This window comes from Candidatus Methylacidithermus pantelleriae, from assembly GCF_905250085.1.
In the GTDB taxonomy this organism is placed as follows: Bacteria; Verrucomicrobiota; Verrucomicrobiia; order Methylacidiphilales; family Methylacidiphilaceae; genus Methylacidithermus; species Methylacidithermus pantelleriae.
This window is the reverse complement of record NZ_CAJNOB010000067.1, coordinates 1-20931: the sequence shown is the minus strand read 5'-3', so window position 1 is coordinate 20931 and position 20931 is coordinate 1. Positions and strand designations below refer to the sequence as shown.

General features: G+C 55.5%; 22 protein-coding genes. 8 read left to right on the top strand and 14 right to left on the bottom strand.

From position 1 onward, the window contains the following. Positions 1 to 746 precede the first annotated feature (746 nt). The 6 genes from rplU (at position 747) to KK925_RS10065 (ending at position 5700) form a co-directional block, all read left to right on the top strand. Positions 747 to 1070 carry a 50S ribosomal protein L21 gene (rplU, locus tag KK925_RS10090; RefSeq protein ID WP_174582510.1) on the top strand — a complete coding sequence of 108 codons (324 nt, stop codon included), beginning with the start codon at positions 747 to 749 and terminating at the stop codon, positions 1068 to 1070. Between the two features lie 23 nt (positions 1071 to 1093). Continuing rightward, positions 1094 to 1345 carry a 50S ribosomal protein L27 gene (rpmA, locus tag KK925_RS10085; protein WP_174582509.1) on the top strand — a complete coding sequence of 84 codons (252 nt, stop codon included), beginning with the start codon at positions 1094 to 1096 and terminating at the stop codon, positions 1343 to 1345. Between the two features lie 475 nt (positions 1346 to 1820). Continuing rightward, entirely contained in the window at positions 1821 to 2351 is a 531-nt protein-coding gene (locus KK925_RS10080; protein WP_174582508.1) for a hypothetical protein, read from the top strand. 550 nt (positions 2352 to 2901) lie between these two features. Then, positions 2902 to 3276 (top strand): hypothetical protein, encoded by a 375-nt coding sequence (locus KK925_RS10075; protein WP_174582507.1) that lies wholly within the window; start codon positions 2902 to 2904, stop codon positions 3274 to 3276. A gap of 581 nt (positions 3277 to 3857) precedes the next feature. Then, on the top strand, positions 3858 to 4943 hold the full coding sequence (gene obgE, locus KK925_RS10070) for a GTPase ObgE (protein WP_174582505.1): 1086 nt from the start codon (positions 3858 to 3860) through the stop codon (positions 4941 to 4943). A 133-nt stretch (positions 4944 to 5076) separates the two neighbouring features. Further along, positions 5077 to 5700, top strand: a complete 624-nt coding sequence (locus KK925_RS10065; protein WP_174582504.1) for a DUF2062 domain-containing protein — start codon at positions 5077 to 5079, stop codon at positions 5698 to 5700. Between the two features lie 439 nt (positions 5701 to 6139). On the opposite strand, the gene KK925_RS10060 is transcribed toward KK925_RS10065, so the two are convergent. From KK925_RS10060 to pyrF, 12 genes are all read right to left on the bottom strand, one after another. Next, positions 6140 to 6748 (bottom strand): ribonuclease HII, encoded by a 609-nt coding sequence (locus tag KK925_RS10060; RefSeq protein WP_174582503.1) that lies wholly within the window; start codon positions 6746 to 6748, stop codon positions 6140 to 6142. Between the two features lie 519 nt (positions 6749 to 7267). Next, a complete protein-coding gene (gene rplS / locus KK925_RS10055) occupies positions 7268 to 7609 on the bottom strand; it encodes a 50S ribosomal protein L19 (protein ID WP_174582502.1) in 342 nt (113 codons plus the stop codon). Beyond that, positions 7593 to 8306: a tRNA (guanosine(37)-N1)-methyltransferase TrmD gene (gene trmD, locus KK925_RS10050; protein ID WP_174582501.1), complete on the bottom strand. Its 714-nt coding sequence runs from the start codon at positions 8304 to 8306 to the stop codon at positions 7593 to 7595. Before trmD ends, rplS begins: the two co-directional genes overlap by 17 nt. 120 nt (positions 8307 to 8426) lie before the next feature. Continuing rightward, positions 8427 to 8705 carry a 30S ribosomal protein S16 gene (gene rpsP / locus KK925_RS10045; RefSeq protein WP_174582500.1) on the bottom strand — a complete coding sequence of 93 codons (279 nt, stop codon included), beginning with the start codon at positions 8703 to 8705 and terminating at the stop codon, positions 8427 to 8429. 30 nt (positions 8706 to 8735) lie between these two features. Next, positions 8736 to 10076: a signal recognition particle protein gene (locus tag KK925_RS10040; RefSeq protein WP_174582499.1), complete on the bottom strand. Its 1341-nt coding sequence runs from the start codon at positions 10074 to 10076 to the stop codon at positions 8736 to 8738. A gap of 114 nt (positions 10077 to 10190) precedes the next feature. Beyond that, positions 10191 to 11585, bottom strand: coding sequence for a proteasome accessory factor PafA2 family protein (locus tag KK925_RS10035; protein WP_174582498.1), 1395 nt, complete (start codon positions 11583 to 11585; stop codon positions 10191 to 10193). A gap of 21 nt (positions 11586 to 11606) precedes the next feature. Then, positions 11607 to 12377 carry a proteasome subunit alpha gene (locus tag KK925_RS10030; RefSeq protein WP_174582497.1) on the bottom strand — a complete coding sequence of 257 codons (771 nt, stop codon included), beginning with the start codon at positions 12375 to 12377 and terminating at the stop codon, positions 11607 to 11609. A gap of 186 nt (positions 12378 to 12563) precedes the next feature. After that, entirely contained in the window at positions 12564 to 13394 is an 831-nt protein-coding gene (locus KK925_RS10025) for a proteasome subunit alpha (protein ID WP_174582496.1), read from the bottom strand. Beyond that, positions 13391 to 13570, bottom strand: coding sequence for a ubiquitin-like protein UBact (locus KK925_RS10020; protein ID WP_174582495.1), 180 nt, complete (start codon positions 13568 to 13570; stop codon positions 13391 to 13393). Before KK925_RS10020 ends, KK925_RS10025 begins: the two co-directional genes overlap by 4 nt. Before the next feature lie 31 nt (positions 13571 to 13601). Then, the gene (locus tag KK925_RS10015) at positions 13602 to 15149 is read right to left on the bottom strand and encodes a proteasome accessory factor PafA2 family protein (RefSeq protein WP_174582494.1); all 1548 of its coding nucleotides are present in this window, start codon (positions 15147 to 15149) and stop codon (positions 13602 to 13604) included. A 61-nt stretch (positions 15150 to 15210) separates the two neighbouring features. After that, positions 15211 to 16857: an AAA family ATPase gene (locus KK925_RS10010; RefSeq protein ID WP_236027912.1), complete on the bottom strand. Its 1647-nt coding sequence runs from the start codon at positions 16855 to 16857 to the stop codon at positions 15211 to 15213. 92 nt (positions 16858 to 16949) lie between these two features. Beyond that, positions 16950 to 17699, bottom strand: a complete 750-nt coding sequence (gene pyrF / locus KK925_RS10005; RefSeq protein WP_174582493.1) for an orotidine-5'-phosphate decarboxylase — start codon at positions 17697 to 17699, stop codon at positions 16950 to 16952. Here pyrF and ispE point away from each other — a divergent pair. Both ispE and KK925_RS09995 read left to right on the top strand, forming a co-directional pair. After that, positions 17698 to 18561 (top strand): 4-(cytidine 5'-diphospho)-2-C-methyl-D-erythritol kinase, encoded by an 864-nt coding sequence (gene ispE / locus KK925_RS10000; protein ID WP_174582492.1) that lies wholly within the window; start codon positions 17698 to 17700, stop codon positions 18559 to 18561. The genes pyrF and ispE overlap by 2 nt on opposite strands. Before the next feature lie 294 nt (positions 18562 to 18855). Then, a complete protein-coding gene (locus tag KK925_RS09995; protein ID WP_214096494.1) occupies positions 18856 to 19527 on the top strand; it encodes a radical SAM protein in 672 nt (223 codons plus the stop codon). A gap of 544 nt (positions 19528 to 20071) precedes the next feature. Here the strand turns inward: KK925_RS09995 and KK925_RS09990 are convergent. Together KK925_RS09990 and KK925_RS09985 are read right to left on the bottom strand one after the other, a co-directional pair. Continuing rightward, entirely contained in the window at positions 20072 to 20359 is a 288-nt protein-coding gene (locus KK925_RS09990; RefSeq protein WP_174582491.1) for a hypothetical protein, read from the bottom strand. 84 nt (positions 20360 to 20443) lie between these two features. Further along, on the bottom strand, positions 20444 to 20931 hold a 488-nt coding region (locus KK925_RS09985; RefSeq protein ID WP_214096493.1), incomplete at its 5' end, for a hypothetical protein.

The following is a 20931-nucleotide window of genomic DNA, read 5'->3' as shown; positions in this document are numbered from 1 at the left end:
TCCCGAGAAGAGCTATGGGAGGGTTGTCCCCAACGCGTTTCTCTCTTTGCTTTTCCAAAGAGACCTTTTCCCCAAGCCCCCTGTAGCCCGAGCTGTCCGGGAAGTAAAGCCAGGTTAGACTTAGGGAAAAAGATTAAGCGGCCATTCTTACAGCACAAAGCTGGACTCTCGTCGGTTGTGTACGAGCGATCCCTTCCCTTATGCGCTTGTACTAAGAAAAACCCCAACAACGATCCACAAGGAGCAGCTTTCGCGCCGGGAGACCCGCCCGTCGATGTTGCGACGTTTTTAGACCAAGTCCAGAGCCAAGCTTCCCCCCAAGGGGTTCTCGCGCGAGATACGGGAGGACCGTAACACCAAGGCACTCGCCAGAAAGTCGACTTGCAACACGCGATCGCCTTGGGGGGTAATGCCCCGGTTGCACCTATCGCCATACATACAAAGGACGGAAGCGGGGGTCCACCAAAGCCTTTTCTGCCAGGATTACCAGGATCTTTTCGTGTGGATGGAGCGTAGGAGGATTAAGGACGACGCTCCCTTCCCTCAAAGAGCATAGCAAACGTTGTCGGGCCCCATCGCACTATCGAGCGACACACGGGATCGGCGGCTTGTCGCGGCTTTTTTTGGGAGAAAAGCCCATACACGGCAAATTACAATGAAAAACTTACTCTCGGAACGGGATCGGAAGTGGACCTTCTTCCCCTCCCTTGTCAGAAGGGAAACTTTCCATTAAGATTAAACGGGTTATGGCATTTGCGATTGTAGCACACGCCGGGAAGCAGTACCGCGTCGAGGAGGGGCAGATCGTCCAATGGGAACGCTTGAAGGGCGAACCGGGTAGCGAGGTCATTCTCGACAAAGTTCTGCTTCTGGGCGAAGGATCCAGTCTTCATGTAGGAAAGCCCTGGGTCCAAGGAGCTCGGGTGAAAGCAGAAATCCTTGAGCACGTCAAAGGGCCAAAAGTTATCGCTTTCAAGTACCGGAGGCGAGAGGGCTACCACCGGACGGTAGGACACCGGCAACCCCATACCCGCCTACGGATTGTAGCCATCGAGAATGGTGTGCTCTAGCGACGGAAGGAGGGAACAAAAGGATGGCGCACAAAAAAGGGCAAGGCAGCACGCGCAACGGCCGAGATAGTCAAAGCAAACGACTGGGTGTGAAACGTTTCGGTGGCCAGTTCGTACGGGCTGGTTCCATTTTGGTGCGACAACGAGGAACCCGTTTTCATGCGGGGAAAAACGTCGGGATCGGACGGGATTACACTCTTTTTGCGCTTGTCGACGGGATCGTTCATTTTGACCGCGACGGAAGGAGGGTAAACGTTCTCCCAAAAGCAGCCTAGAGGAACTTCCGCAGTCTCCCGGTGCATACTAAGACAAGCCAAGGATTTTTCTTTCAGCAGGGAAAGGCCCTCTGCCGCTGGTTAAGCTCACACCATGGGTGGCTAGCGCTAGATGCCCGTAAAACTCTAACTCCGAAACAAGGTCTATTTCTTTTCATTCTTTTTTCGCCCGCGTTTGCGGACCGTCACGGACGGGCCCCCGCGAGCCGGGGCCGCTCTGTGAGAGCGCCTGGTGAGAAAACCGGTTGTCGCAAGAATCTTTCGGCGCGTTTCTCTGCGAACCACGGATCTCTTGGAATAAGCAAACCACGCGTTCTCATCAAAATCGATGAGGATCCGTGGCGCAATGGTTGCCAACAGCCAAAAGAGATCCACACATAAGGCTCTCTATGGCATCGGCATGAAGGTGACTGCATGGGCTAAGCCGCAGGACGTTGGCCACAAGACGGGTTAGCGGATGTGGAAGGAGGGGTGTTTGCCCGCTTCCGAAAAATGGTTGCCGACCGGTACGGTAATGGTGCATGCCGAGGTGGGCATCACCCGATGGCGCGGCCCTGGAGGCGCGGGTGCGGAAGCGCCGAGGCAAAAGCGGATTGAGAGGAGACAATTGGCTTCGATCCTTCCAGTTGACTCTCAAGCAAACCGTTACGGATCGTTTCGGCCGTCAAGGAGGTCCGGGTTTGCGATGAATGGCCATGGGAGAGCGCCGGTTGGGGAGGTTTCAACTCCCGAAGGCCGGCGTCATCCTGGTCGAGTAACGCGACGACCCGCTCATGCGTTTGCGGTTTCGAGTACCGGTAGCAGCATTGGAAGGCTAGAGTCGATCCATCCTAGTGGTAAATCCCAATGGGAGGAAACGGCGATACCCTGGGCGGCCTGTTTTACGGAGACCGTTGCATTGTGTGCCCGGTTTTCGCGAAAAAAATCCGCGCAGAACCGCGCCAAGAAGGCACTCGCAGCCATTCATGACTGGGCTCCCCCCTTTGCAGATCTTAGCCATATTTGACGCCCACACGGAAGAGGTTTCGTGTCTGGACGGCGATGCGGTGCTCCACGGGGAGTAGAGTGGAGTTTTTCTCCTAGATACAGGCTCGTGTTTGACCCAAGAAGCTTAAGTCATTCTTCCTTCCGCAGCTTAGCGTGACCGCCCCAGAGTTCGATGCCCTCCGGCTCCGGGCTTGAAGGGAAGATCGCTTCGATCGGGCAAAGGCGGTGCCAGGTGACTCAGGAGGCTAAGGAAGGGATCCGGAAAGAGCGGAAAGGGTCAATCGCAAGCTCAAGGGAAAGAAACCGGAATCAAACGTTTTGCCCGGAAACAAAGCGGCGGCTAGCCACCCTGCGGACGAAGCTTGGCGCGCTTGTAGCCGAAGAAAAGTACCGAGTAGGTGGGTCTCTATCTCGGTTCGCACCGCCTCTTCCCAAAAAAATTTTCCTTGGAAGGAGGGATACGCTACTCAAGCGGACGGGCAGAAGGATTGGCGCAAGGGGAGCGCAGGAGCCTGTTCTCTGTGGTCGGGTCGCAGGACAAAACCGCCGGGAACCACTCCTACCAAGCCATGGTATCCACGGACGGGAGCCTATCGGTTTTACGGCTGTGGCTGCGGGAGGGATGGGGGAACACGAACCAATACCTCCTTCTTACAAGCGCGTGCTTGCGCCTGCGGCGAGGAGGCGCTCGTTTAGGCGCTCGCCCCCAGCCGGAAGACAATCGCACGAACCAAGAGGAAGAAACTCGTCCGGAAGTCGGAGAGATCTGGCTTGGGCTACTGCTTGGTCCGGAAGCGCAAGGGCTAGCGGATGGTTGCCGAGCGTCTCGCCGCAACCCGTTTCCTTGCTCAGACGCCTTTTTCCCTCCCGGAGTTGAAGTGATCCAAGTCGACCCGGGCCTACACGTCTGTGATCGGCGCGGTCAACCGAGTGGCTCGTCCTAGCACGCGTTCTCACTAGCGCGCGGCCTAGTGCCCTCGCCCGGCGAGGATTGGTTTCCCCGAACAGCCATCCCTCGGAGAGGCAGTCATCCTACTGCCCATGGCGGTGATCTCACTTTTGCCCTAGCCGTAAGCAATCGGACCCAGCATGTATGGTCGTTTCTCTGGCGGGGATTCGGAACAGACGCAAAGCGGCGCATGGAGCGTACGCCCGGTCGGGAGACAATCGGGTGCCACCCACGCCGCTGTCCCCGAAAACCCGGGACTGAGCGCTACCTGGGCTTTGCCAATAAAACCCCGGGACGCAAATCGTCGGGCAGCCCTGTTTCGGTCGGTATCCCGGGCGATCTTCCCTGGTTGAGGAATGGTTGTGTAGGGTTTTAGGAACGGTTCTTGCACTGTCCGCGGTGAGAAAGGGCCCCGGCTTGACTTAGGTCTAGAGCTTGTTCTCTAAGAGGGTGCCGGTTCCATGAGAGATCCTGAAGGTGGCGGAATCTTGCAAAGGCTAAATGCCTCTTAATTTTAAAGGGAAAAGCCCTTTGGACAAAGGCAGCGGTTTTGTTAAGAGCGGCCGTTTTGTGTGTATGTGGGTAGATCGAGTTCGCATTTACGCCCAGGGAGGACGGGGAGGGCGAGGCTGTGTAAGCTTTCTCCGAGAGCCACATCGTCCTCATGGAGGACCGGATGGAGGTGACGGCGGCAATGGAGGAAGTGTCATTCTCGAGGTGGAGCCCAATCGCGATGACCTAGCCCACCTCTATGGGTTTCCGCACCAAAAGGCGGGTAATGGAGGCTGTGGAGAACCGGGGCGCCGTAGCGGGCGCAAGGGAAAAGACCGCATCATTCCAGTGCCTCCGGGCACGGTCGTCTTTCGGATACCGAGCCAGCCAGGAGCTCCCCTGGTGCCTATACCGCCCCCTCGCCAGCCGCTGGAGTTGGTGGCCGATTTGGTTCAACCTGGACAAAGATGGATCCTTTGCCGAGGAGGAAAAGGCGGAAGAGGGAATTGGCATTTCCGATCTCCAACAAACCAGACACCCAGGGAGTACGAGGACGGCGAGCCTGGGGAAAGCGGGCAATTTGTCTTAGAGCTTAAATCAGTTGCCGAAGTGGGTCTTGTTGGGTACCCCAACGCTGGAAAGTCGACCCTTTTGCGATCCCTCTCAAGGGCAAGGCCGCGGGTAGCTCCGTATCCTTTTACCACTCTTTCTCCGGTAATCGGAGTCGTAGAGTGGGACGACGGGTTCCGGTGCACGCTTGCCGACATTCCGGGTCTTGTGGAAGGGGCCCATCAAGGTAGAGGATTGGGTCATGAATTTCTCCGACACGTGGAACGAGCAGGGGTGATGCTTTTTGTCATCGACGCTTCCGGACAACAAGGACACATCCCCTCGGAACAATTCTTTCGTCTGCAGGAGGAGCTTAAACTCTATTCCGCCGCTCTGGCCGAGCGGCCGTACATGATCGTCCTTAACAAAATCGACCTGATCGACTCCCAAGAAGAGCTGGACACGATTCGCAAACAACTTGGGCAGCATCCGTGCGTCGCCATTTCTGCGCTCAAACACATTGGGCTCGGAGAACTCCGGGCACGCCTTCGACCCTTAGTTCAAACCCTGCGAACCGCGCCTAGTCAGCCTTTTTTTGCCAAGCCCGCCATGGCAGAGTGAGGGAGAGGCCGCCGAGCCAATCCTTTTTTTAGGAGAGTTCAAGGAGGAGCGAAAATCTTTTGCTTCTAGCAGTAACCGGCTTTTTGTCTTGCGCTTTGCCCGCAAAAGAAGGTCAGTAGGTTGACGCTCAACCATGACCAATCTGGGAAAATCCTGGGAACTTTGCATCGGTTGGATCCGACGCCGCTGCCAACGCCTTGTTTCGTTGCCAGAGGCACCTCACCGCATTGCGCTTGGATTTTGCGTGGGATTCTTCCTGGGATTTACACCTTTCTTTGGTTTTAAAACGGTACTGGCCATCGCCATTGCGTGGGTTCTACGCGGTAATAAGATTGCTGCCCTTATCGGCCTAAACCTCCATGACATCGTGTTGCCGCTACTCCCTGCCCTGTTCAAAATCGAGTACATCGTGGGAAACTGGGTCCTGGGACGCACCGATGCCCCTCCCTCCATTCTTCAACACTTGCGCGAAGTTCGCTTCTCGGACGCGCTTCACGGAGAGCTTCTTTCCACGCTGGGCATACCTCTCATTGTTGGCTCTTTTGTCCTTGGCTTACCCGCAACTGTCGCTGTCTATTTTGCGATCCATCATTTTGTAGAGACGCACAAGCAGGCGGCCCTTTTGGAAGAAGTCGATTTCCCTTGGGCAGAGGGAGACCAACCCACCGTCCGGGACCCGCTTCATCGTCCTCTCCATCTTTCCACGGACTCAAAGCGTCAACCCTCAAATGACACCGGAGCCGGTTCGTCTCGGTAAAAAGGGTTATTTGTAGCCGATTTTTACGACAGAACCACCTAGGTACGCTGCAAAACTATAAGAACTTGCCCAACTTTCGGATGGTCCTAAGGCAAATGCGTGCAACAGCCGTTGCAACACCCGCGCACTTCCAGAACTACTCCCTCTGCCCGCAACACGTAACTTTTGTAAATAGTTGCTTACTTCATGGAAATATTTTAATCCTTTTATATACTCTCGATACACACCCAGAACCATTTCCAAGTATCTGGCCGAAAGCTCGAAGCTCTTCCTTCTATCACGGGATGGGCCCACGGTTTTTGGCAGCTAGGTCAAACCCCGCTCCCGGTCCAACGTTTGAAGCTTGTAACATTAGGAATGGATAGCCAAAAGCCTTCCAGTAACCTAGAACATTGCTTCATCCCATTCCCCGACACCTTGCCCATACCATCCTCTTTTGTCAGCTCAGTCCGACCACGGGAAGAAAGCTTCGCCGGTGAATCGAACAGGGCCCCCATATTTCTAAAGCTTTCCGGTGCTCCAACGTCCCATATCCTTTGTGGCGAGCAAATCCGTACTGCGGATACTCCTTGTCAAACACCTCCATAATGATATCTCGCCGAACCTTGGCTAAAATCGACGCAGCAGCAATAGAGGCTGACCGGGCATCCCCTTTCACTAGAGCGAGCGCAGGTAGGCCCAAGCATGGAACAGACGAACCATCCACTAAAAGAAAGTCCGGCCGAACCGGAAGAGCTCTGACAGCTCGTTCCATTGCGATCAGGGTAGCCTTGACAATCCCCATGCAATCAATTTCGGCGACCGTGGCTAGCCCAAGACCGTGGTAGACAGAAGGGGAAGTGCGGAGGATTTCTGCGACTACCAACCGTTTCTGCGGAGCAACTCTTTTGGAATCATCAAGATCCGGATGGGTAAATCCGAGAGGCAACATCACAGCGGCGGCGACCACCGGACCTGCCCAGGGTCCTCGGCCCGCTTCGTCCACCCCCGCAACCCACCGGTACCCCAGTTGAATGAGCCTCTTCTCAAATACAAGGTTCGCCTTCATGGCAATCCCTACGGGCCCCTTAGGTGCCCAAGTGACGGTCCGGGCTTTTTTGCGCGCCTTCTCATACGGCCAAAAACCCAGGGAATCAACTGCCAAACCAGCGTTGCGCACAGCAAAGAAAAAGGGCTTGGCTCTTCGTTCCCTCCCCGGTCGCTTTGCGCGCTAATGGACAAAGACCACAGTCCCCACCAGGTCTGCCTACCAAAAAAGAAGCTCCCCAACCGTTCCTGCTCGTAGACTTCCCTTGTACCAACACACAATCCTGCCTTAGGAAGGGGGGACGATTCCTCATCGGAGGCCAATCTAACCCGCACCCTGGGTCCTTTGCCAAACGTGCGGTGCTCGATCAGCCGGACCGAACGTCCCTAGGCATACCCATCTCAAAGGGGAAGATCCATTCTTTTGGGGAAACGGGCTCAAAAGCCTTCGTCCTTCCCTCAGAGCCTCAGAAACGAACAAGACAACCGCTGGCACAAGCAAAAGCACGCCAGGGAGACTGGAGCCAGAAACCTCTACCCCTTACACCGTCATAGCTTCCTTGCCCTTTCGCTTTCGCAAGTAATACAGCTTGGCCCTTTTTGGCTCTCCCTTTCGTTCTACTTCGATTTGGGCAATAAAGGGCGAGTACAAGGGGAAGACCCTCTCAATCCCTTCCCCGTAGCTTATGCGCCGGACGGTAAATGTGGCTTGTAACCCTCGCCCTTTCTTGGCAATCACGATCCCAGCAAAGACCTGGATTCTTTCCTTTTCTCCCTCCCGAACCTTGACATGAACACGAACGAGATCTCCGACCCCAAATTCGGGTGTCTCACGATCGATCGTCATAACTTGCGATTGCACTTTCTCAATCAGTTCGCTCATTGGACCCTCCTTTTCCCAGACATTTCGCCCAGAGATCTGGGCGTACCCGCCGGGTCTTTTCTTCGGCCATTTTTCTCCGCCATTGGGCAATTTGGGCATGATTACCCGAAAGGAGAACGTCTGGCACCCTCCAACCCCGAAACTCTTGAGGCCGCGTGTACTGGGGAGCCTCAAGAAGTCCGTGCTCGAACGATTCATCCTGGGGAGAAAATTCATTTCCTAAAACACCAGGTAAAAGCCGGGCAACCGCATCAATGACGACCACAGCTGCCAGAGCCCCATTGGTGAGAATGTAGTCCCCGATCGACAGTTCTTCGTCGACAGCATGATCAACGACTCTCTGATCCACCCCTTCATAGTGCCCGCACACAAAAATGAGCCTGTCATGCGAGGAAAGGGAACGGGCAATACTCTGGGTAAAAAGCCTTCCACTGGCAGACATAAGAATCACCCTTCCCGGCACGTCTAACCCTTTCACCGTTTCAATGGCTTCAAACAATGGCTCAGGACGAAGTACCATCCCGGGCCCTCCACCGTACGGGCGATCGTCCACGGTCGCATGTTTGTCGTGCGCAAAAGAACGTAGATTATGGAGGTGCACAGTAAGGATCCCCTTCGCGCGTGCCCGCGCTAGAATGCTCGACCCAAGAAAAGCTTCCAAAACCTCCGGGAAAAGAGTGATAACGTCAATCCGCACTCCCTAAACGTGTTCTTCTTAGGGGCTATGGCAAGATTCGAACCCCTGACAAGCGCACCATTCCCTTCCCCACCCTGCCTCATGGCGTTCCGGGCGCTCTTCCGTGTGGAAAAACGTTTCCTACAATCCAGCCGTCGCTGACTGGGACTGGTCCCTCGTTTCTCTCCTTGCCTTCCGTATGAGAGCCTGCACAGCCTCCGTAGGCTGAGCTCCCTTCCGAATCCATTCTTCCACTTTGGAAAGCTCCAGCTTAAGCTTTTCCGGGCGGGCCATGGGATTATAATACCCTAGCTGTTCCAGATAGCGCCCGTCCCGAGGGGTTCGCTTGTCCGCTACAACAATTCGGAAAAAGGGTTGTTTCTTTTTCCCTTCCCGTCGCAAACGAATGGAAACGGCCATTTTTCCACCTCCTCCCTTTGTTTCCAAGGCTCACCTTCCTGGGAAAAACCGCCCTCCGATCCGGTTCAGAACCGACTGAGCCTTTTTCGGGTTGCGAGAAAACTCAAGCAACGTCTTTCGTAGCGACTCAAATCTCCGTAGAAATTCGTTTAATTCCGTCACCGTTGTCCCGCTACCCCTGGCAATTCGTTGCCGCCTTCGGGCATTTAAAATTTCTGGATGCCGCCTTTCCTCAGGAGTCATCGAAAGCACCATCGCTTCCATCCTTCGGAGCTCCCGCTCGTCGAAAGAAAGGGAACCCATCGTACCCATACCTGTGAAGTTGCCGAGCCAATTTTCTAACGGTCCCATCCGGCGAATCAGCCGCCACTGGTCTAACCAATCCTGCAAATCGAATCTTCCTTTCTTCAGTCGCTCGGCAAGCTTCTGACCTCGTTCCACATCCCACTCTTCCTTGGCCCGTTCTACCAAAGCAACCACGTCCCCCATCCCCAAAAGCCGCTCCACATACCGGGCTGCCAAAAAAGGCTCCAAATCCCCTATTTTCTCCCCCACGCCAAGGAAACAAATCGGGAGCTTGCAAACATGATGAATCGAAAGAAGTGCGCCCCCCTTGGCATCCCCGTCACATTTGGTAAGAATCACGCCCGAAAGGGGGACAGCTTCGGCAAAACGCTGGGCTACCTTCACGGAGCTTTGCCCCAACGCCGCATCCACAACCAGCCAGACCTCCTGTGGCTCCCATACCCGGCAAACCCGGGACAGTTCATCCATAAGACTGGGATCCACATCCGGTCGACCCGCCGAATCCAAAATCAATACGTCCATTCCGTCCTGCCCTCCCTGCTGGAGAGCTCTCTGTGCCATTTCAACCGCATCCTTCGCCTCTCCCGACGCGTACACCGGCAAGCCGGCCGCATCCGCAAGCATTTTCAATTGTTCCCTTGCAGCCGGACGGCTGAAATCCCCTGCCACAAGACCCGTGCGATCCCGATGCTTCTTCCGGAAAAAAACGCCAAGCTTTACCGCCGTGGTGGTTTTCCCCGAACCGTTTAACCCGCACAAAAGGATCCGCAACGGCCTCCGCGTAGGGAGAACCTTTTCACCAGCACGGAGGAACCCAGTCAATTCCTCATAGAAGATTTTGATAAATTGATCACCGGGACGAACACTCCGGTAGACCTCTTGTCCCAGGGCTCGCGCCCGGATCGATTCGCACAATTCTTTGGCAACGGCATAATGCACATCGGCCGCCAGGAGAGCCATCCGAACCTCACGCACCGCATCGGCAATATTGGACTCGGTTAAAAGCCCGTAACCGCGGAGTCGCTTAAAAGCGCTGGCAAGTTTCTCCTGAAGTACTTCAAGCATGGCTGCCTCTCTGGTACATTCTCCTGCCTGCCGTCCCACCGGTCAACCCCGAGCCAGCCAAACGAAGCGGACTGGCCTTAGGACCCAAGCACACTACGAATCTCCGTTCCAAGGTCAGGGTACCCAAACCCGCTTGAGCTCCACCTCTGGAACCCGGCTGTCAAAGGGGTCATCTAGCGTAAAATAGCGCAGTTTTCCAAACTGCACGTAATCCCAATCGATAATGTAGTCACGGCCGGATTGCGCGATCGTCCTCATGAGCTGGCTACGAACTGACGCCCTAGTGTTAGCCGGGGGCTCACGGCGCGAATCGCGCTTGCGAAAACCAGGTAAATGCAAATCTTCCACGCGCGTATGAGGCAAAGCTCGGGCTAAATTGCGCGCCGGATCAATTTTGTGATATTCTAGATCAATACTTTCTAACCACGGATCATCCCATTCCAGGCCCTCAGCTTCGCGAAAAGCCTCGAGAAGGTACCGTTTCGTAATCCAGTCTACCTTACCGACAAGCTTTTCTCTTCGATTCTCCTGGAACGCCGTCAGAACCTCTTGCCACGCTTGGCAGGTCCATTGCCCATCCTCGTCCTTGTCAAGCTTGTCCGAAGCCGCAAGCTCGTACAGCTCTGTTAAAACATCCAGTGCGCTCCACCTCTTGCCGTCGGCCATTTCTACCATCCACGACCCATCCGGGTCGTAAGAAATCTGCCGCATCGTTCGAACAGGATCTGCCAAAGCTAACCCCTTGGGAATGAGATCCGCTTCCACCAGATCCAGTAAAAGCGAGGTTGCCCCCACTTTCAGGGCGTTGGAAAAGGGAAGGATATTGGAGTCCCCCAACAGGAGATGAAGCCGCCGAAAGCGCGTGGGATCTCCTAGGGGCTCGTCCCGGGCGTTAATCAAAGCCCGGTTGAACTGAACCCATTCATAAACCTCGGTCTGGATATAATCCGCACGCTGCATAATCTGGAAGGCAACCCCATCCTTGGATCCTCGAGCTACCTTGCGACCGGTATGCGAAAGGCCCCCCACTCGCCCGGCGCCTACCATAATTCCCCGAAGGGCAAGAAAACTTAATAGCCCCCCCAGATTTCTCTGGTTAAACGGTCCATCCCGGGAAACCAGATAGTTCTCATGACATCCAAAAGTGGCTCCTGTGTAATGGTCCACGTTATTTTTGATAAAACAGGCTTCTGAAGAAAGCCCTAGCTCTTGGAGCGCCTGCTGCAAAAGCTCTTCCCCTGCCTCATCCAAGGAGACCACATCCGCTAAATTGAGGCATTCTGCCGTGCAGTACTCGACATGACCCATATCCAGGTACAGGCGACCCCCGTTGAAAAGAAAACCCCCGTTGCCGGCCGGCTCGTCATAATCGCGATCGTGAAGATCAATGAGTCCGACCTTAAGCTTGTAAAAGAGGTAGTCTCGGACTCTTTCAGGAATGGGCCGGGTCTCCCCCGGTCGGGAACAAAGACATCCATACTCCGTCTCAAGACCCACGATCCGTTTCATCTTCCCCTCTTCTCTATACGATTATAATAGGGCTAAAAACTCCTCGGCGCCGGGCTTGCAGACAGAACTCGCTCGGGAAAGCTCGCTCCGCGTCAAAAGAAGTAGCTCGTAATCCCCAGGAGAGATCACTTCTTCGAGCCTTCTTCCCTCACCCAGTTGCCAGCTCTGCCAGGCCTCTTCCCTCTCCGTAGCTGCTTGACAAGCCCAGGCCTCCAGTCGCCACGCACGCTCCCAGAGATCCTTCCAACCCGGAAGGGGAGAAGCTAGACTTTTTTCTTTCTCGGTCTCCCAACGTTCTACCACCTCTTTTCGCCCAGCAATCAAAACTCCCGAAAAGAAATTCTCCCCCTGCCAGCACACAAAACTGCCATCATAGTCCATCGTCCAGGCCGTGTCGGCACCGGGTCGCTCGGTCAACTCCACAAGAATCCCTCGAAACAAAAGAGGAGCCGAAAAAATCTGTTCAAAGGAATTTTTCAACGCAGGGGCTAGACTAAAACTCACAATCCGCCGGGCGGTCACATCCTCCCGCGAGCGCGTGAATCCCTCCCAATGGGCTGTTTCGATAGCTGCCTGCCGAACCCTCTCCATATCCGCTGGGTGACCTAAACAACCAAGGGCCAGCTGGTCATAGACTTCAAAGAGTTTCGGAGTAGTCGCTCGTTTGGTCAGAAGCAAAATGCCCGGCTCCCCGCAGATGGCGACGACGGGAGACGCGGGTCGAAGCTGGTCTTCGATGTACTCCCGCCGGTTAGCGATGGCCTCCAACCATCGATAGGGTTCTTCAATCATCGTTGCTCTTCGGCATCCAGGATCCCCTGCTGATGCTTTCTTACAAGGGTTCTTAAAAAAACAAAAGTTTTGTTATCCTCAAGTCTCTTGGAGAACGTGCCAAGCACGCACCGAGCCCGGCCTCCCGCAAGGCGAGCAAGGCTCAAGGAAATCACGCGCTAGGGGAAAGGGGCAAGGCCCGGTTTTTTATCCCATTTCCAACGCCATTTCCCGATAGGCTTCGCGCACCCTTTCTTCCGGGATGCTTTGCACCCCCCCTTCCCGAACCAGCTTAATCTGAGGATAGACCCCTGACCGACGGTCCACGCCTCCGGTGGCCGTGTCCGACTGTGCAGCCACCTCCAAAAGCTGAAGGGCCAATGCGATGGCCTCCTTCTCTCCCCGCTGGTGGGTAGGATAACCACTCCAGCGATTGATATAATGAAGCACACTCCGAACGGCCAGAGACCCAGATCCGCTGGTGGCAAAATCCACCGCCTGAAACTGGGCTCCGAGAGCATCGTAGAAGAAAATCTGCGGGTGTCCCTTGTGAAGAGCATCCACGGCCACCAAAATCGGGACCACCATTCCAACCCCTTGAAGCGCCCACCCCAAGTTGTCCTTGAGGAGTTTGCCCAACATCCTAACCTTGGCCTCCAAACTCAAAGGCTGAAGCTGGCTACGGCGATAGAACTCTACGGAATGCTGGAGCACGCGCGCCATTTCATACGCCGTAGCCGGTGTTCCCGCGATGGCAAGAACCGCGTAGCGATCAATTTCCAAAACCTTTTCCGCCCGGTCGTAAATGACGAGGTTTCCGGCGGTTGCCCGGCGATCCCCAGCAATGAGAGCCCCTTCGCGATAATAAAAAGCCACCACGGTTGTGGCCCCACTCGTGAAGGAGGGATCGTGTCGCAAGCCGGATTCCGGAGGGGTCGAAAAGAGCGAAACGCCCTTTTTCCGTAACAAATCCACAAAATCCCCATCCGGGGAAAGTACGGAAACCCCCGCAACCGCGGGCGATTCCGGTGCTTTCATTGCCCGGTGCGCTGCCGGTAACGACGGGCCTGGTCGGGATCCACCCGTCGCATTCGTTTGAGCAACTCTTCCGTGTTGGGCCGCTCCACGCGAGGAGCTTGGGGCCCGCTTCCGCCTCCCCCGCCAGGTCCGGGCATGGGAACCACCGGTCTTGTCTTTTGCGTCTGCTCTGGCATGAACATAAGGTTACCCCCTTAGCGTTGTGAATCAACCACTCATCGGTTGAAGCCCTAATTCTCTGACGACCTCTCCCAAATCTTGAGCTCGCTGAATGACTTCACAGTAGCGTTCAAGATCGGCTCCTGGAAAAGCTGAGGCCAGATCCATCCGATACATCTCCCCCCTGTGACGGAACGTAACATAATCCCACTGCACATTAATCAAATGATGGGAAAACTTTTGGATGCATTTGCCACGGACAAAAGCCCGAGAATGGCTTGGCGGCTGTTGGATGGCACGATACACGTCTTCTTCTCGGCACAGCCGCCGGATATGACCCGCAGCTTCCAGCATAAAGTACAATCCCTCCTCCCGATCCAAAAGGTGATACTCCAAATCCAAACTCTGCAACCACGGATCATTCCAATCCAATTTCTGTTCCTGCCGGAAGGTTTCCAAAAGCCATTTCTTGGCCACCCAATCCAGCCGATCCTTTAAAATCATTGGATCGTTGGCCAAGGTAAGAGCGATCTCCTTCCACGCCCGGCACACTTCTCTCTTTTCGGGATTGTCCAAGTCAAGCGTTCGCTCCACCCAGCACGCATACTCGTACTGTAACTCGGGTGCCGTGATCTTTCCTCCATTGGCCAGATCTACCTCCCAACGCAAGGATGGATCACGAGAAATCATCCGGTTCGCCCTCAAGGGGTCCGCCAAGGCAAGGTGCTTCGGAGCCCGATCGAACTGAAGTGCCTCCAACACCAAGGCCGTCGTCCCCACTTTCAGCCAGGTGGAAAACTCGGAAAGATTGGCGTCTCCCAGAATCACGTGGAACCGGCGAAACATCTTGGGGTTTGCATGCGGCTCATCTCGGGTGTTAATCAGAGGGCGCCGGTTCATCGTATCGATGCCCACAAGCTCCGTAAAGAAATCCGCTCGCTGGGAAATCTGGTACCCACCAGTAATGGTCCCATGATCCTCCCGCTCCCAGCCAAGTTTCCCTGCCCCAGCAAAGATCTGCCGCGTCACAAGAAACGGCAACATCCCTTCCACCAACCGCTCCCAGGGGATGGAACGGGGGATCAAATAGTTCTCATGGCAGCCATAACTGTGACCGGCAAAATCCGTGTTGTTTTTGTATAACCGTACGGTGTGACTCCGCCTCCGGCTAGCTGCCCGCGAACATTCTTCCAAAATCCTTTCCCCCGCCTTGTCCTGCGCCACCAGCTCCGCTAGGGTCGAGCATTCGGGGGTCGAATACTCCGGATGGGTATGATCATTATAAAACCGAGCTCCATTGCGCAGAACAAAGTCGCTTTTGATCTCCTCAAAACTGTACGGCCGTTGACGGTCTTGGGAAAAGAAATTCGCCTCGTCGGCGTCCTGCCGTAACTCCTTTACTCGAAATCCCCGGACGTCCTGATGGGGATCCTCGCGGGTGTAATCCCAAAGATTGGGACTGCCCAATTGTGCCGCCGCTCGAACCAGGTGAATAGACTCCTCTACAACATCGGCATCCGGCTTTTCTCTCACTGCGATCCCTACTTCGGTCTCCAAGCCAAAATATATGGACCAAGCGTGCCGATCCTTGTCCATACTCACCCCCTCCCTTTGTTCCTCTCCCGCACTGCGGGACCCGGTTTTGATAAAAGGGCCCCTACACCACGCGAGCAGCCTGCGAAGTCCGAAGGCGCACCGGGGAGATCTTAACCACATTTTCAGGATCGTAGTCGACCAGCTTGAGCCAGTCCTCCGTGATGTCCGTCGGCGGGAAAATGTCGTTTTCCTGGTACTCCAGATCCAGCGCCGTCAGAAAGTCCTCCAACCGAAGGCCCACCGCGGAAGGCTCCTGGATCGTGCGTTTGATCGCCAATTCCTTAGCACGCTCTACAATGGATGCAATAATGGCGCCACTGACCAGATCCCCACGGAAAAGATACTCACGCCGCCCACTCCGAAGAGTGACCTCCAAAAACTTGTTACTCTCTCGATGAGAGAACTGCTCGGCCACCACCTGTTCGATGATATGCTCGATAAGCTCTCGTTTGCTACCGCCAAATTGTTGTTCTAGCTCCGGAGCAAAAGGAAGATCCTCCGTGATATAAATCCGATAAATTTCCTTGCACCCTTCCCGGTCAGGCCGGTTTACTTTGATTTTCCGATCGATCCGTCCCGGCCGAAGGATCGCAGGGTCTATCAAATCAGCCCGGTTCGAGGCCAAAATGATGACCACTTCTCGCATCGACTCAATACCGTCCATCTCAGCACAGAACATCGGAACCAGCGTATTGAGAATGCTCGCATAGCGGCCCGCGCGACGCGTTCCCAAGATGGACTCGGCTTCGTCAATGAAGATAAACGGAAGATAACCCTCTTTGGCCATCTCCCTGGCCTGCGCAAAAAGCTCTCGAACCTGGCGCTCCGACTCGCCCACCCACATGTTGAGAATCTCCGGGCCCTTAACATGCATGAAAAATTCCTTGCGCTCTTCCCCTGTCATTTCCTTGAGCTTGCGCGTGAGATTATAGGCCGTCGCTTTGCCGAGCAGGGTCTTTCCACATCCCGGAGGACCATGGAGAAGGAATCCCTTAGGAACACTGTGACGGTACTTGCGAAAGAGATCGGCGTAAAGGAAAGGAAGTTCGACTGCGTCCCGCACCGCTTGGACTGCCTCGGCCTGGCCTCCAATTTTCTCCCAAGGAAGTTCCGGAACCGTCTCTAGCAAGTGGTGTTGAGCCTTGGGCGCGTTGACCACCTCCAGAGCCACTCGAGCTGCCGGATCGAGCCGAACTTCCAGCCCGGGCTTGAGCCTCTCTTTGGCAAGGGCAGAAGAACGAATGACGACCGAACTCCCCAATCCGCCTTCTTGCCCGACCCGCAGGCGATTCTCAGGAAGGATATCAAGAATCTTAACGACCGGCCCTGAACCATCGAATCCCAAATCTCCCACCACAGCGTAAGCCTCATTCAAAAGAACCCGCGTCCCTATCAGCAGTGTCTCCTGCGCAAGCCTGGGATCGACCGGGCAGTAGTACTCCGCCCCTCCCTGGACAACCAGCGCTGTGTCTTTCTTCGGAAGAGCTAGGAGCGTGCCTAACCGGTTGGCCGGCGAAGAAAGCTTATCGACCGCTTCATTGAGCTTCTGAATTGCCTCTTGAGCCTGCTCATTGGTCTCCTCCAGCTCCGCCACCCGCCTCCGAAGGTAATAGAAAGCCTCGCGGCAGCTGCTATCCATCGAGACCGATTGAGCAACTAGATCCACAATCTGAAGAGCCGAAAGCGAGTCGAGATTTTCAAAGGTCATGGAAGAGTCCGAGAGCCCGAAAAACTTGGGTTTCCTCGCCATGAGCTTCAACATAGCAATTCGCGCGCCATCCGCAATGCCCACAGCAAAGTTTAACACCCCCTCTCCAATCTAGCCTCCGCCCCGCTACCACTTGCTGGAAACAAGACATGGGCGGTTAGTTCCTCCACCACCCTCGCGGGGTTGTCGGCCTCAAGGATCGGACGTCCTATAACAATATGAGTCGCTCCCCGTTCGAAAGCTTCCCGAGCTGAACAGAATCGTTTCTGATCTCCTTTCTCCCAGCCCAAATCGCGAATACCCGGGCAAACCATCCACAAGTCTTTCCCCACGACCGCTCGGACGCCTTCAAGTTCCCAAGGGGAGCAGATGATCCCGTGGACGCCTGCCTCGCTGGCCAGTCGCGCCCAAGCCATCACGCGGTTTTCCACCGTTCCCGCCCAGCCAAGCTCCTCCCACTCCTTTTGGCCCAGGCTCGTCAAGACGGTTACCGCAAGCACCTGGGTGAAACTCCCCTCCACTGCTTGAACTCCGGCCCGGATCATCTCCCTTCCACCAGCGGCATGAAGCGACACCCAGCGAATGCCCAGCTCCGATGCCGCCGCCACGGCCTCATAGACCGTCCGAGGGATATCGTGAAACTTCAGATCAAGAAAAATTTCTATCCCCAATGCCCGTAACTCGTGGATAATGGAAGGGCCGTAACGGGTGAAGAGTTGACTACCAACCTTGAAGAACCTCACGTAGGGGGAAAGAAGCTCTACAAGCTTTAGCACCCGCTCTCTGTCGGAAAGATCGAGCGCTACGATAACGCGATCGGTTCCCAAGGAGGGAAACCCCATGTCCCATACTCAAGTCTTTGCACCCGCGAAAATCAATCTCTTCCTTCACATTTTAGGCCGCCGGCCCGACGGTTTTCATGAGCTTCGCTCCCTCATGGTGCCCATCTCCCTGGGGGACCGCTTGTCGGTTGAGCTCACCAGGGATGGCGGCGTTTCTTTTGCCTGCAATCAACCCAACGTGCCAGCAGGGAAGGAAAACCTTGTCGTGCAAGCCGCCGCTCTTTGGCTCAAAGAGTTTGGTCAAGGGCACGGAGTCCGCGTGTTTCTCCACAAAGAAATCCCCATTGGCGCCGGTCTTGGAGGCGGATCGAGCGACGCTGCAGCAACTCTTCTCGCCTTGCGGACTCTGACAGGCAACCCTCCGTCTGTGGAAGAACTGGTCCCTCTGGCGGCTCAATTGGGAAGCGATATCCCTTTCTTTCTTTTCCGAGCTCCCGCACTTTGCCTCGGTCGGGGCGAGCAAGTAACTCCCATCCCTTGGGAAGAGCCCCTCTTTGGAGTCCTTTTTTATCCGGGATTTCGTGTCCCTACCGCCTGGGCATACTCGGCCTATGATCGTGATCCAGCCATGGGAAAGCCCGGGCCCGTTTTCTTTTTTGGACAGCTGCGCAATGACCTCGAAAAGCCCGTATTTCGGAAATTCCTTTGGTTGCCGGCCGCCAAAACGTGGTTGGAGAACCAACCCGAGGTAGAAGGAGCCCTTATGTCAGGAAGCGGAAGCTCGCTTTTTGCCCTCCTGTCCGATCCCGAGCAAAAAGAGTCGCTCATTGGGAAATGGCACGAAGTTTTCGGCGAGGAGGGATGGGTCAAAACCTTTCAGGTCTTGCCGTCTGTCCCCCTGTGGCCTCCCCCCAGCCTTTGATCTTGCCTGGAGAGATTGCCCGGAGGATTTGTCTGCACCTCCAAATAAAAAGCCACGAGGAAAAACACGGTCCCCCAGCCCAGCCTTCCAGACCAAGATGGGATGCTAAGCCGGGCAGCGAGGAAACTTGCGTCTTGTCCATCGGCCTCCATGGGAAGCGTGGGTATCCCCCGGGATCAACGCCTTTTAGGCCCCCTGCTTGAAGGCCCCTCAACCCCAGTGGCCTATTTTTTCCTAAAAGGGCGCTTCGCCTTCGGTCCTTCTCGTTTATCTTTGCTTAGAAAAAACTTGCCGATGAATGGCACGATGCTCCAGAGCTCCACGACCACCCTTTGGGTCAACGAAATTTTTTATAGCATTCAGGGCGAAAGCACGTTCGCCGGCAAGCCTTGTATCTTTATCCGACTTGCGGGCTGCAATCTTCGTTGTACGTATTGCGATACCACCTATGCCTTTTCCGAAGGCGTACGGATGGGAATCGAAGAAATCCTCAACCAAATCCGCAGCTATCCTTGCCAGCTTGTCGAGGTCACGGGTGGTGAACCTCTCCTGCAGCACCCGGTCCTTTTGTTACTTCGACGCCTCTGTGACCTGGAGTATACGGTGCTTCTTGAGACAAGCGGCGCTCTGGACATTGCTTGCGTAGACCCCAGAGTGCACCGGATCATGGACCTGAAATGCCCCTCCAGCGGGGAATGCCACCGGAACCGTTTCGCCAACCTCGAACACCTTACCGCTAGGGACGAAGTCAAGTTCGTCATTGGGACCCGGGAAGATTTCGAATGGGCTCAATCCCAGCTCCAAGGGAGCTGGACCCAGCGAGTCGGTGCCATCCTTTTTTCTCCAGTCTTCGGGGTATTGGAACCAGCCCAACTTGCAGCTTGGATCCTAGAGAAGGGACTTCCTGTCCGCCTCCAAATCCAGCTTCATAAATTCATCTGGGGACCTAATGTACGAGGGGTTTAAACCCGCTTTCAAAGGCTATCCAAGAGTTTCCCTTTGGTAAACGTTCCCAAAACCATAGAGAACCATTTCCCTACCAAGGAGGATCGTCCGCTACGCCGGCCGAACAGCGTTCCTTGCCCCCCGACCGGACGTGCGCCCCATGCGGCCCCTTTGCGTCTCTTCCGAAACCCCGCCATGGAATCGACCATGCATCCCTCGTCCGAAGCCTCGCAGCTAGGCCGAAGGTGACATGACCGCCGTTGCAAGTGGGTACTACCGCCTCCCGCACTCACAGGTGTTCGCAAAGACTCAAAGCCTCTCCGGGCGAGGGCATGGGGCTACCCCATCCTAAAAACACGTGCCGTGACGACGCCTGTACTTGATCGCGCCCATGAGAGACGCGTAGTTCGAGTGCGACTTCGATCAGTTCGACTCCGGCAGGAAAAAGCCGCCTTGAGCAAATCGCGATCGCCCTAGCGGAGGCGAAGGAAACAAAGCAACGGGGCCCCAGCGGGATCCATTGACTCCAACGCGAATTTTCGCTTGCGAAGCTCCTATCGTTCCATCACAAGCGCCTTGCCCCATTTCGGTGTAAGGCTCGGGCGAGCTTTTTGCACGCAATAACCAAAATGCTTTTGCCCTCTTCCTTGCTCTGGCCATGGAGATTCAATCGGATGCCGCCGATTCTCCCGAGATTACCGAAGCCGTCCGTTGCGGCCAAGGGGAGATGATCCTTGTTTGTGTCGATCCCGACCGTTCCGGCAAGACGGCGCGTCACGAGGGAAACGGCTCGGCGGCTCGACACTCCAAACGCCCGCCACCCATTCCCGTCCGGCACGAAGCGGTAGCTCAACCGCAAATCCTTCCCGCTTCCGGACAAGTGTCTCGCTCTTCGTTGGCGCGGTCACCCTTCGGCTTGTGCCGAGCGCCGAAAAGATCACCTGCTGGCCCCAGGCGCAAGCGCACGCTTTTTAAGAACGAGGTAGTGTCTCGGGCTACCCATGTCCCCGGCACCCGCAACCGCAAGCCGATAGGCTCCCGGCCGCGGATACCGTAGATTGGCAGGAATGGTTACCCAGAGTCTTGTCCTTTCATCCGAGCACAGGGAACTGCCTCTTGCGCTCCCCCGGCCGATCTTTCTTCCCGTCCGCATGAGTAGCGTATCCGTTTTTTTGAAGAAAAACTCTTTACCCGAGAGAGCCCGCTTGAACCGAGACAGACGCACCCCCGGGGACTTCTGATCCGTTAGGAGCATGTCAAGCTTGGTCCGCAGGATGGCGAGCCGCCACTTTTGTTTCCGTGCAAAACGTTCGATTCTGGCTTCTTTTGCTTGAGCTTGCGATTGCCCCTTTCCGCTCTCCCAGACCCCCTCCTTACCCTCCTCAATCACCTGGCGCCACCTTTGCCTGAGCGAAGCGATTTTTC